12 protein-coding genes are annotated in these 11,285 nt (G+C 60.2%); 5 read left to right on the forward strand and 7 right to left on the reverse strand.

Annotation, left to right across the window (positions count from 1 at the left end):
- Positions 1-458, forward strand: a 458-nt coding sequence (locus D8U18_RS12675; protein WP_241664322.1) for a MoxR family ATPase, incomplete at its 5' end; no start/stop codon positions are given.
- 24 nt (positions 459-482) lie between these two features.
- Positions 483-1,661: a VWA domain-containing protein gene (locus D8U18_RS12680; protein ID WP_008049176.1), complete on the forward strand. Its 1,179-nt coding sequence runs from the start codon at positions 483-485 to the stop codon at positions 1,659-1,661.
- Positions 1,662-1,779: 118 nt separating this feature from the next.
- Here the strand turns inward: D8U18_RS12680 and D8U18_RS12685 are convergent, their stop codons facing one another.
- The 4 genes from D8U18_RS12685 to D8U18_RS12700 form a co-directional block, all read right to left on the reverse strand.
- A complete protein-coding gene (locus tag D8U18_RS12685; RefSeq protein WP_130904313.1) occupies positions 1,780-2,706 on the reverse strand; it encodes a biotin-dependent carboxyltransferase family protein in 927 nt (308 codons plus the stop codon).
- Positions 2,703-3,407: an allophanate hydrolase subunit 1 gene (locus tag D8U18_RS12690; protein WP_056855989.1), complete on the reverse strand. Its 705-nt coding sequence runs from the start codon at positions 3,405-3,407 to the stop codon at positions 2,703-2,705. The genes D8U18_RS12685 and D8U18_RS12690 overlap by 4 nt, the downstream gene beginning before the upstream one ends.
- A complete protein-coding gene (locus D8U18_RS12695) occupies positions 3,404-4,156 on the reverse strand; it encodes a 5-oxoprolinase subunit PxpA (RefSeq protein WP_056855990.1) in 753 nt (250 codons plus the stop codon). The genes D8U18_RS12690 and D8U18_RS12695 overlap by 4 nt, the downstream gene beginning before the upstream one ends.
- A gap of 73 nt (positions 4,157-4,229) precedes the next feature.
- Positions 4,230-5,516, reverse strand: coding sequence for an MFS transporter (locus tag D8U18_RS12700; RefSeq protein WP_056855991.1), 1,287 nt, complete (start codon positions 5,514-5,516; stop codon positions 4,230-4,232).
- A gap of 146 nt (positions 5,517-5,662) precedes the next feature.
- On the opposite strand from D8U18_RS12700, the gene D8U18_RS12705 reads away from it, so the two are divergent.
- On the forward strand, positions 5,663-6,580 hold the full coding sequence (locus tag D8U18_RS12705; RefSeq protein WP_130906675.1) for a LysR family transcriptional regulator: 918 nt from the start codon (positions 5,663-5,665) through the stop codon (positions 6,578-6,580).
- 110 nt (positions 6,581-6,690) lie between these two features.
- Here D8U18_RS12705 and D8U18_RS12710 read toward each other — a convergent pair whose 3' ends face one another.
- Genes D8U18_RS12710 through D8U18_RS12720 form a run of 3 tightly spaced genes read right to left on the reverse strand, consistent with a single transcriptional unit; the run spans position 6,691 to position 8,557 of the window.
- Positions 6,691-7,233 carry a DUF2937 family protein gene (locus D8U18_RS12710; RefSeq protein WP_130906676.1) on the reverse strand — a complete coding sequence of 181 codons (543 nt, stop codon included), beginning with the start codon at positions 7,231-7,233 and terminating at the stop codon, positions 6,691-6,693.
- A 13-nt stretch (positions 7,234-7,246) separates the two neighbouring features.
- The gene (locus D8U18_RS12715) at positions 7,247-8,023 is read right to left on the reverse strand and encodes a class II glutamine amidotransferase (RefSeq protein ID WP_130906677.1); all 777 of its coding nucleotides are present in this window, start codon (positions 8,021-8,023) and stop codon (positions 7,247-7,249) included.
- 33 nt (positions 8,024-8,056) lie between these two features.
- A complete protein-coding gene (locus tag D8U18_RS12720) occupies positions 8,057-8,557 on the reverse strand; it encodes an MFS transporter (RefSeq protein WP_130904309.1) in 501 nt (166 codons plus the stop codon).
- A gap of 100 nt (positions 8,558-8,657) precedes the next feature.
- Here D8U18_RS12720 and D8U18_RS12725 point away from each other — a divergent pair, with 100 nt between their 5' ends.
- Both D8U18_RS12725 and D8U18_RS12730 read left to right on the forward strand, forming a co-directional pair.
- Entirely contained in the window at positions 8,658-10,712 is a 2,055-nt protein-coding gene (locus D8U18_RS12725; RefSeq protein ID WP_131107739.1) for a S9 family peptidase, read from the forward strand.
- Positions 10,713-10,915: 203 nt separating this feature from the next.
- A partial coding sequence (locus D8U18_RS12730; RefSeq protein WP_131107740.1) for a cyclic nucleotide-binding domain-containing protein occupies positions 10,916-11,285 on the forward strand: 370 nt, incomplete at its 3' end.

An 11,285-nucleotide genomic window follows, 5' to 3' on the forward strand; every position in this document is an offset into this window, starting at 1 on the left:
AAGAACTCGACAAGATGGAGTTCTACGTTTACGAGATCGACGAGACCATCAAGGCGAAAAAGCGTCCGATCATCATCATTACCTCCAACAACGAAAAAGAGCTGCCGGACGCTTTCCTGCGTCGCTGCTTCTTCCACTACATCGCCTTCCCGGACCGCAGCACCCTGCAGAAAATCGTCGACGTGCACTACCCGGACATCAAGAAAGACCTGGTCAGCGAAGCGCTGGATGTGTTCTTCGATGTGCGCAAGGTGCCGGGGCTGAAGAAGAAGCCATCGACCTCCGAACTGGTGGACTGGCTGAAGCTGCTGATGGCCGACAACATCGGCGAAGCGGTACTGCGCGAACGCGATCCGACCAAGGCTATCCCGCCGCTGGCCGGTGCCTTGGTAAAGAACGAACAAGACGTGCAATTGCTTGAACGTCTGGCGTTCATGAGTCGTCGCGGCAGCCGCTAAGCACTACTGAACAGGCGTCAACCCATGTTGCTCAATCTCTTCAATGAAATGCGCGCAGCCAAGGTGCCGGTCTCGGTACGCGAGCTGCTGGACTTGATCAACGCGCTGAAACAGCGCGTGACCTTCGCCGACATGGACGAGTTCTACTACTTGTCCCGGGCGATCCTGGTGAAGGACGAAAAGCATTTCGACAAGTTCGACCGGGCCTTCGGTGCTTACTTCAATGGCCTGGAAAAGCTCGACGACCACCTGCAGGCCTTGATTCCGGAAGACTGGCTGCGCAAGGAGTTCGAGCGCTCGCTGACCGATGAAGAGCGCGCCGCGATCCAGTCCCTCGGTGGCCTTGACAAGCTGATCGAAGAGTTCAAGAAACGCCTGGAAGAACAGAAGGAACGCCATGCCGGTGGCAACAAATGGATCGGCACCGGTGGCACCAGCCCGTTCGGTTCCGGTGGTTTCAACCCGGAAGGCATTCGAGTCGGCGACGCCGGCAAGCGCCAGGGCAAGGCGGCCAAGGTCTGGGACCAGCGTGAATACAAGAACCTGGACGATTCGGTCGAGTTGGGCACCCGCAACATCAAGGTCGCCCTGCGAAGGTTGCGCAAGTTCGCTCGCCAGGGCGCGGCAGAAGAGCTGGACATCGATGGCACCATCGACCACACCGCCAAGGACGCGGGGTTGCTGAACATCCAGATGCGACCGGAGCGGCGCAACACCGTCAAGTTGCTGCTGCTGTTCGATATCGGCGGTTCGATGGATGCGCACGTGAAGATCTGCGAAGAGCTGTTCTCGGCCTGCAAGACCGAGTTCAAGCATCTGGAGTACTTCTACTTCCACAACTTCATTTATGAATCGGTGTGGAAGAACAACATGCGCCGCACGTCCGAGCGCACCTCGACCATGGACCTGCTGCACAAGTACGGCGCCGACTACAAAGTGATCTTCATCGGCGACGCCGCCATGGCGCCGTATGAAATCACCCAGGCCGGTGGCAGTGTCGAGCACTGGAACGAAGAAGCCGGTTATGTATGGATGCAGCGGTTCAAGGAAAAGTACAAGAAACTCATCTGGATCAACCCGTATCCGAAGGACACCTGGGGCTATACCTCGTCGACCAATATCGTTCGGGATTTGATTGAGGACCAGATGTATCCGCTGACCTTGCGCGGGTTGGAGGAAGGAATGCGGTTTCTTTCCAAGTGATTTGTGTTGCCTGGTCTGACGCCATCGCGGGCAAGCCCGCTCCCACAATGATTTGTGTTGTTCATAAATTTTGTGAACAACGTTCAACCCTGTGGGAGCGGGCTTGCCCGCGATGCTTTTAGCGGCTCAAAAACCGCTGTAAATACTCGACCTGTTCCCGATGCGCCACCTCCTGCACCACCGGCTTCAACCGCACCTGCCCCCCCGGCAGACACTGCGCCAATCGTGCCAGCGCCAACGGCGTCAACGCCCCCAATCGCGGATACCCACCAATGGTCTGCCGGTCATTGAGCAATACAATCGGCTGCCCGTCCGGCGGTACCTGGACCGCCCCCAGCGGAATGCCTTCGGAGATCATCGGTTTGCCCTGGTACTGCAACGCCGTGCCCAACAGGCGAATGCCCATGCGGTCGGCGCGGCTGTCGAGGCTCCATGCGTTGTTGAACGCATCGAACAGGCTTTGTCCGCTGAATTGGCCGATCTGCGCGCCGATGACCAGGTCCAAAGGAGCCTCGAGACTCAGGTCCGGCCGCTGGCCTGCGGTCAATTCCCGCAACAACATCACTGAATTGCCCGAATAGCTCAAACTCGCGCCTTTGGTCAGCGCGTGGCCCATGCCGTCCAGCCCGCCGAGCGCCTCACGGACCACTGTCGCGCTGCTGCCCAACACCTTCGGCGCATCGAACCCGCCCGGTGCGGCCAGATAGGCACGCGCACCGAGCAATGGCTGAGTGAATTGCAAACGCTGACCTTTGTTCAGCCGGAAACTGCGCCAAGGGGCCAACGCCTCACCATTGATGCGTGCACCGAGGTCCGCTCCGGCCAACGCCAATACACAATCTTCTTCGGCCACAACAGTGAACCCGCCAAGGGTGATTTCAATCACCGCGGCATCCAGCGCGTTACCCAGCAACCAATTGGCCCAGGACATCGAACGCCAATCGGCGGCGCCACCCTGGGTCACGCCCAGATGCCGCACACCGAAACGGCCGGCGTCCTGCAACAGACACAACGGCGTACTCGCCTCAATCGTCAACTGGCTCATGCCTGGGCCTCCAGAGGCGTATCGTCCCCGCCCAGATTGATGAATTCGGCATGACCTACAGCTTCAAAGCGCACCGTATCGCCCGGTTGCATCAGGCTGTAGCCGTCACGGTTGCGGTCAAACAATCGGGCGGGCGTGCGGCCGATCAGATTCCAACCACCCGGCGACACCACCGGATAGGCTGCCGTTTGTCGCTCGGCAATGCCGACACTGCCGGCGGCGACTTTCTTGCGCGGGGTGTTCAGGCGCGGTGCGGCCAGCACCTCTTCCACCAGCCCCATGAAAGCGAAGCCGGGGGCAAAGCCCAAGGCGAACACCTGATACTCACGCTCGCTGTGACGCCGGATCACCTCCTCCACTGCCAAGCCGCTGCGTTGCGACAACAGCCTCAGCTCGGGGCCGACACTCAGGTCGTACCACACCGGCAACACGTGACAGGTGCCACGAGTGCGCGCGTTGGGCGACAGATCGATCAACGCTTCGGCGATCAATTCACGGGCCTGGGCCGGGCTCAATGCTGTCAGGTCGTAATGCACCATCAACGTTGTATAGGACGGCACAAGATCGATCAGATGCCCGGCAAACGCTGCCCGCAGACTTTCGCTGGCGGCGAGCATCCACGGCATGTTGGCTTCTGCGATCTCATCGAACAGGCGCACCATCAGGCAATCCAGCGCGACCACTTCCACCCGCAGTTTCATGACGTGCTCTGCTGGTTCAGGGCTTGGCGGATCCGTTGCACCGCGGCCACCGAACTGGCGTTGTCGCCGTGCACGCAGAGGGTGTTGGCCTGCAGGTGCAAGGCGCTGCCATCGCTGGCGGTGAGGTGTTCGCCACGGGCAATGGTCAGCGCCTGCCCGATGATTTTTTCCGGATCGTGATGCACCGCCCCCGGCAGTTGTCGCGAAACCAGCATGCCGGCGCTGTCGTAGGCACGGTCAGCGAAGGCTTCGAACCACAGGGTCACGCCATATTCATCACCCAGTTGCTGCGCGGCGCTGTTGTCCCTGGTGGCCATCAACATCAACGGCAGGTCGCGGTCATAGGACGCCACAGCTTGCAGCACCGCACGCAATTGCGCCGGATTGGCCATCATGTCGTTGTACATCGCACCGTGGGGCTTGACGTAACTGACGCGTCCGCCCTGCGCCCGGCAGATGCCATCAAGCGCGCCGATCTGGTAATGCACAATATCCTGCAGTTCCTGGGTGGCGTAGGCCATGGAGCGCCGGCCGAACCCCACCAGGTCCTGATAGGCCGGATGGGCGCCGATCTGCACGCCATGGCTGAGCGCGAGGCTGACAGTCTTGCGCATGATGCTCGGATCACCCGCGTGAAAGCCGCAGGCGATGTTGGCGCAATCGATGAAAGGCATGACCTCAGCGTCCAGACCCATGGTCCAGTTACCGAAGCTCTCGCCGATGTCGCAGTTCAATAGCAGGCGGCTCACGGTGAACACTCCTGTAGGCTTTGTTCTTTTTGGCTGCGGGACATATCCGTATGACACGTCCGCAGATTATCAGTTACTGAGCGTCGAGTTGCTTGCCACGGGTTTCCGGCAGGCTCAAGGCTGCAAGGATCACCACGCCGTAGGACACTGCTGCAAAGGCGCCGATGCCCACGCTCAGCGGCACGGTCTGGCTGAGCAGACCGATCAGCAGCGGGAACAACGCCGCCAGCGCCCGACCGATGTTGTAGCAAAAGCCCTGGCCGGAACCGCGAATGCGCGTAGGGAACAATTCGGTCAGGAACGCGCCCATGCCACTGAAAATCCCCGAGGCGAAGAACCCCAGCGGAAAGCCCAGCCACAGCATCACGCCGTTGCTGACCGGCAATTGGGTGTAGAGCAAAACGATGGTGAACGAGCCGACAGCGAACAGGATGAAGTTCTTTTTGCGGCCGAGGATGTCGGTCAGGTACGCGCTGATGACATAACCGACGTAGGACCCGACGATCACCATCGCCAGATACCCGCTGGTATTGAGCACGCTCAGACCGCGCTCGTTTTTCAGGAAGGTTGGCAGCCAGGACGTGATTGCGTAATAACCGCCCAGCGCGCCGGTGGTCAGTAACGAAGCGCGAATCGTGGTGAACAGTATGCCCGGAGCGAAGATCTCGTAGAACTTCGACGGATTGCTTGGCTCCTGCCTGGCTTTGGCTTCGCGGTAGATTTCCGGATCTTTCACCAAGCGACGGACGAAAATCACGAAAATCGCCGGCACGATGCCGAGGATGAACAGCGCGCGCCAGGCGTCTTCCGGCGGCAATACAGAGAACAGCAGCGCGTACAGGATCGCGGTCAGGCCCCAGCCCAGCGCCCAGCCCGATTGCACCATGCCCACGGCCTTGCCACGGTCCTTGGCGCGAATCACCTCGCCGATCAACACCGCGCCCGCGGTCCATTCGCCACCGAAACCGAAGCCCATCAACGTACGGGCAATCAGCAGCTGTTCGTAGTTCTGCGCGAACCCGCAAAGGAAGGTGAAGAAGGCAAACCACAGGACGGTCAGTTGCAACGTTCGCACCCGGCCGATCCGATCGGAGAGAATCCCCGCGACCCAACCACCGATGGCGGACGCAATCAACGTGCTGGTGTGAATCAACCCGGCCTGGCCAGTTGTGATGCCCCACATGGCAATCAGGGTCGGCACCACGAAGCTGAGCATCTGGGTGTCCATGCCATCCAGGCCATAGCCGATCTTGCAGCTCCAGAAGGTGCGGCGTTCCTGCTGATTGATATTGCGATACCAGTCGAAAGGTCCCGGGCGAGCCGTGGCTTTCGCAATGGCGGGGGTGTCGGACGCACTCATGGCAAATCTCCGCGCTGATTTTATTGGTATTGTTCTGAGCCCCGACGACGCCTATCGTGGGAACCGGATGGCCAGATTTTTGTGCGCCCTGCCGTGCTGCGTCCAACTAATAAAAACCTGCCTTAGGCATAAGAAATCTTTATCCCATGAACCTGAAGTTCCTCGAGACCTTTGTCTGGGTCGCCCGACTCAAGAGTTTTCGCCTGACCGCCGACAAGTTGTTCACCACCCAGGCGTCGATTTCCAGTCGCATCGCCGTGCTGGAAAGCGAACTTGGGGTGAAGTTGTTCCTGCGTGATTCACGCGGCGTGAGTCTGACGCCCGAAGGCTTGAAAGTGCTCGATTACGCCGAGCAAATGATGGACACCATGCAGGCACTCAAGCAGTCGATCGAGACCCGCTCGAGCAAGGCCGGGCGCGTGCGCATCGGCGTGATGGACACCGTGATCCACACGTGGCTCAGCCCGTTGGTGGCGCAGATGACCGATCACTATCCGCTGGTGGAAATCGAGCTGGTGGCCGATACCTCGCTGAACCTCTGCGATCAGCTGCAAAAAGGCTTCCTCGATGTGATCCTGCAGACCGACCTGTTGCGTCAGGAAAGCGTGCGCAGCCTAGAACTGGCGAGCCACCCGATGGGCTGGATCGCTGCCAGTAACTCCCTCTATAACCGCGCGTATTCGGGCATTGCCGACCTGGCGAATGAACGGATCATCACCTACTCGAAGAACTCCCACCCGCATCAGGAAGTGCTTGCCCTGATGCAGGCCAATGGAGTGGCCGCACCGCGACTGAACTGCGTGAATTCGGTGTCGGCAATTACCCGGTTGCTTCGGGACGGGTTTGGAATTGGCGCGTTGCCCCCGGTACTGGTGGCCGAGGAACTGGCGCGCGGAGAACTGACCTTGCTCGACATCGATCAACGCCCACCGGACTTACAGGTGGTGGTGTCGTGGCGCGTGGGCGTGGAGTGGGCCGAAGAGATTGTGGCGCTGTGTCAGCAGGTGCTGGAGGGGTATGCACGGAAGGTGGGTGAGAATTACATCGTTTTGGCCAGCGGATGATCGTTCCCACGCTCCGCGTGGGAATGCAACCCGGGACGCTCCGCGTCCCATTAGAGCCGAACGCGGAGCGTCCGTTGAGGCATTCCCACGCAGAGCGTGGGAACGATCTGTCAAAGTCCGCGTAAATCCCGCTCTTCAATCGGCCGGCTCTGGCGCAGGCGTTTGCCGCCCAGCACCACCCAGTCGATCAGGCGAAACAGGCACTCGATGCCGAACGACAGCAGCAACGCACCGCTCATGCCCCAGATCATCGCTTCCGGGGTCAGCAGGATCTGGTAGCTGTAGCCATTCCAGGTTTCCTTGCGGATATCCGGGTCGGCCGCCAGCACCACTTGCAGGAACCGGATGTACCACGGGCCTTGCATCGCCTGGAACTGTTTATCCAGCGCAACCTGACGGCTCAGCAGGTTTCCCAGGCTGTCGGCATCGCTGCGAAAGATCGGGTCTTCACTGGCACGGTAATGCGCCACCAGCGCCTGCATATCGCCCTTGAAAAACTGATTGGCGGTGTTCTGGAAGCCGCTCAACCCGGCCTGAGCTTCAATCAGGTGCGCTTCGACCCGCTTGGCGTAATCGTTGATGAACCCCGGCACCTGGACACCGATCAACAGTCCCGCCGCGAACAACACCAGCCGTAGATAACTGAGCAACATGGGTATCGGATCCTTATGAGGTCTGGCCCTGACTGACGCATTCACCGCGTCGCCACAGGCTCCATTGACCCGGTTCGTAACGGGTCCAGGTTTCGTTTTCGGTCAACGGTTCGGTAGCGATCACCGTCACCACGTCGTTGGGAGTGGTTTCAGCCTGGAAGTCGACGATCACATCGACATCCTTCAAGCGTGCCGGGCCAAACGGGGCGCGCCGGGTGATCTGTGCCAGCTTGGTCGAGCAATAACAGAACAACCAGTCGCCATCGCTGAGCAGGCAGTTGAACACGCCTTTGCTACGGTATTCGGCGCACGCAGCCACCAGATCCGGCAACAACGCTTCGACGTCGACCGGCTCGGGGAACGCCGCACGTACGCGGTTGAGCAAATCGCAGAACGCCGCTTCGCTGTCGGTATCACCCACGGGGCGATAGAAACTGGCCGTCGGCTGAAAATCCGCCAGTTGGCCGTTATGCGCGAAACACCAGTTGCGGCCCCACAGTTCACGGACGAACGGGTGCGTGTTGGACAGGCAGACCTTGCCGACGTTGGCCTGACGAATATGGCCGATCACCACTTCGCTCTTGATCGGGTAGCGCTGCACCAGATTCGCCACTTCCGACTCGCAACTCGCGGCCGGGTCCTGGAACAGCCGCAAGCCGCGACCTTCATAGAAGGCGATGCCCCAGCCGTCACGGTGCGGACCGGTGCGCCCGCCGCGCTGCATCAGCCCGGTGAAGCTGAACACGATATCGGTCGGGACATTGGCGCTCATGCCCAATAACTCACACATGCTCGGACTCTCGCTCAATGGCAGGGGGCAAGGTTACAGGCGAGGTTCGACCCGCATGCGCTGGGGATTGCTCGGCACAGGTGGACGGCCGTAACGATCATCGCCAGCACCACCAAAAGGATGCTCCTCTTCTTCCGGATCATCGGCACGGGCGGCGGCTTTGGCGGCGGCAGCCTGTTCCTTGCGAGCGTTTGCTCCACGTTCGATGGCGAAGCGGATTGCCACGAAGACCAGGTAGAGACCGAAGGCGATCATGCCGTACATGAACAGATCGGAGATGGCCCGCCAGGCGTTGTTGCCGACCTTGAACAGCAGGTCCAGGGCGGTAATGGCGATGGCCGGGGCGACTTTTTCCTTCACCGGGTCAATAATCGTCGGGCTGAACAACAGCACCGCCACCAGCAACCGCAGCGGCTCACGCAGCCAGCGCCACATCCAGCGGGTAATGCGCATCCACACCAACAGGCAGCCCAAAGCGGCAAAGGCGTAGAGGCCCCAAGCGATCAGATAGTCGTTCTCGGTCATGGTGTCCATGGCAAGGCAGGCAAAGAGGCGCTTATGATAACGGCTTTTCGCCCGTCAGGCTGCCCCGCTGATGGCGTCGACCATTTCGTACATTGTTCGAGAGCCCTTCATGCCCATATCCGCCAACATTTGCGACGCCCCGATCGCCCACAAGGCCGAAGGCGCCGACCCGTATGCCTGGCTGCAGGAGCGCGACACCGATGCGGTGCTCGACTACCTAAAGGCTGAAAACAGCTATCAGCAAGCGCAAACCGCCGATCAGGCCGAACTGCGTGAAACTCTGTTTGAAGAGATCAAGGGACGGATTCTTGAAACCGACCTGTCCCTGCCCTCGCCATGGGGACCATACCTGTATTACACGCGCACCACGGCGGGCGATGAATACGCCCGTCATTACCGCTGCCCGCGTCCGGCCGACGACAGCCTGACCCTCGACGAAAGCCGGGAACAACTGCTGCTGGACCCGAACGTGCTGGCCAACGGCGGTTTCTTTTCCCTCGGCGCGTTCAGCATCAGCCCGGACCACCAACGCCTGGCCTACAGTGTCGACGCCACTGGCGATGAGATTTACACGCTGTTCGTGAAGGAATTGTCCGACGGACGTGTCAGCGAACTGGAGTTCCAGGACTGCGACGGCAGCATGACCTGGGCCAACGACAGCCTGACGCTGTTCTTCGGCGAACTGGACGACACCCACCGCCCGCACAAGCTGTACCGCTATCGCCTGGACGGCACGGCGGCCGAAGAAGTGTTCCATGAAACGGACGGCCGCTTCTTCATGCATTGCTACCGCGCCAGCTCTGAACAGCAGTTGCTGCTGTCCGTGGGCAGCAAGACTACCAGCGAAGTCTGGGTGCTCGACGCCAACCAGCCACAACAGGCCTTTGCCTGTATTGCGCCGAGGGTCGAAGACCACGAGTACGACGTCGACCATGGCGCACTCGATGGCCAATGGACCTGGTTCATCCGCACCAACCGCGACGGCATCAACTTCGCGTTGTACACCGCTGTCGATACCGGCGTGGCACCGATCGAGGCCCAATGGCAGCTCCTGATCCCCCACAGTGACACGGTGATGATCGACGGCATGAGCCTCAACGCGAGTGCCATGACCCTGAGCCTGCGTGAAGGTGGCCTGCCCATCATCGAAGTTCACCCGCAGGATTTGCCGAGCTACCGGGTGCAGCTGCCGGACGCGGCGTACAGCCTGCATGTGCAGAACAGCCTGGAGTTCGTCAGTGAACGGATTCGCCTGCGTTATGAAGCGCTGAACCGTCCGGCGCAGATCCGCCAATTGCAATTGAGCAACGGCGAACAGCAAGTGCTCAAGCAAACCCCGGTGCTCGGTCCGTTCGATGCCGACGCCTACGTCAGCCAGCGTCTGTGGGCTACCGCCCCCGACGGCACGCAGGTACCGATCAGCCTGGTGATCAAGCGCGAAGCGCTGGGCAAACCGGTGCCACTGTATCTGTACGGCTACGGCGCCTATGGCGAAAGCCTCGACCCTTGGTTCTCCCACGCGCGCCTGAGCTTGCTCGATCGCGGCATGGCGTTTGCCATCGCCCACGTGCGCGGCGGTGGCGAATTGGGTGAAGCCTGGTATCGCGCAGGCAAACAGGAACACAAGCAAAACACCTTCAGCGACTTTATTGCCTGTGCCGAGCACTTGATCGCCAATGGATTCACCCGTGCACCGCAACTGGCGATCAGTGGCGGCAGCGCCGGTGGCCTGTTGATCGGCGCGGTGCTCAATCAACGCCCGGAGCTGTTCGGTGCGGCGATTGCAGAAGTGCCGTTCGTCGACGTGCTCAACACCATGCTCGACCCGGACCTGCCGCTGACCGTCACCGAATACGATGAGTGGGGCAACCCGCAGGAGCCGGATGTCTATGATCGACTCAAGGCCTATGCCCCGTACGAAAACGTCAAGGCGCAAGCCTATCCGTCCATGCTGGTCATCGCCGGGTACAACGACAGTCGCGTGCAATATTGGGAAGCGGCCAAGTGGGTGGCGAAATTGCGCACGATGAAAACCGACACCAATCCCCTGCTGCTCAAGACCGAACTGGGCGCCGGCCATGGTGGAATGAGTGGCCGATACCAGGGATTGCGTGACGTAGCACTCGAATATGCATTTTTGTTCAAGGTTTTGGGCGTTGCCTGAGGAACTTGGCCTGATGAACCGGTCTTAATTCCGGACACCGGAAGCCGACAGAACACCGTCCGCTGTAGGAGCACAGCTTGCTCGCGATGGCGGCGATTCATTCAACATTGATATTGAATGTGGCGGCCTCATCGCGAGCAAGCTTTGCTCCTACAGGGCAATGTGAAACCCGGAACAGACACAACAAAAAAAGACCGCACGACATGTCAGAACCGACCTTACTGAACAACGAAATCCGCGACTGGCTGATGGACTGCGGCCTGTTCAATCAGCTGTTGCCAGCCGACTTCGCCGCGGCTTCGGGCTATTTCAGCATCAGCACCATTACCGAGGGCGAAGAGATATTCCACGAGGGTGATGCCGGCACGTTCATGTGCATCATCCACACCGGCCAGGTGGCCGTGCAGAAAACCACCAGTGACGGCCAGCAGGTGACCATCGCCACGTTGCGCAGCGGTCGTTCGTTCGGCGAAATGGCCGTACTCGACGGAGAGCGGCGCTCTGCCAGTTGTGTGGCCGCGAGCAACTGTCAGTTGCTCAACCTGGGCAAGGACTCGCTGGAAAAAATGCTCA

Source organism: Pseudomonas sp. Sample_10 (assembly GCF_004321495.1).
Taxonomy (GTDB): Bacteria; Pseudomonadota; Gammaproteobacteria; order Pseudomonadales; family Pseudomonadaceae; genus Aquipseudomonas.

Coding starts and splice junctions, on each gene's coding strand:
- D8U18_RS12680 (WP_008049176.1), top strand. CDS start 483: ATGTTGCTCAATCTCTTCAATGAAATGCGCGCAGCCAAGGTGCCGGTC.
- D8U18_RS12685 (WP_130904313.1), bottom strand. CDS start 2,706: ATGAGCCAGTTGACGATTGAGGCGAGTACGCCGTTGTGTCTGTTGCAG.
- D8U18_RS12690 (WP_056855989.1), bottom strand. CDS start 3,407: ATGAAACTGCGGGTGGAAGTGGTCGCGCTGGATTGCCTGATGGTGCGC.
- D8U18_RS12700 (WP_056855991.1), bottom strand. CDS start 5,516: ATGAGTGCGTCCGACACCCCCGCCATTGCGAAAGCCACGGCTCGCCCG.
- D8U18_RS12705 (WP_130906675.1), top strand. CDS start 5,663: ATGAACCTGAAGTTCCTCGAGACCTTTGTCTGGGTCGCCCGACTCAAG.
- D8U18_RS12710 (WP_130906676.1), bottom strand. CDS start 7,233: ATGTTGCTCAGTTATCTACGGCTGGTGTTGTTCGCGGCGGGACTGTTG.
- D8U18_RS12715 (WP_130906677.1), bottom strand. CDS start 8,023: ATGTGTGAGTTATTGGGCATGAGCGCCAATGTCCCGACCGATATCGTG.
- D8U18_RS12720 (WP_130904309.1), bottom strand. CDS start 8,557: ATGGACACCATGACCGAGAACGACTATCTGATCGCTTGGGGCCTCTAC.
- D8U18_RS12725 (WP_131107739.1), top strand. CDS start 8,658: ATGCCCATATCCGCCAACATTTGCGACGCCCCGATCGCCCACAAGGCC.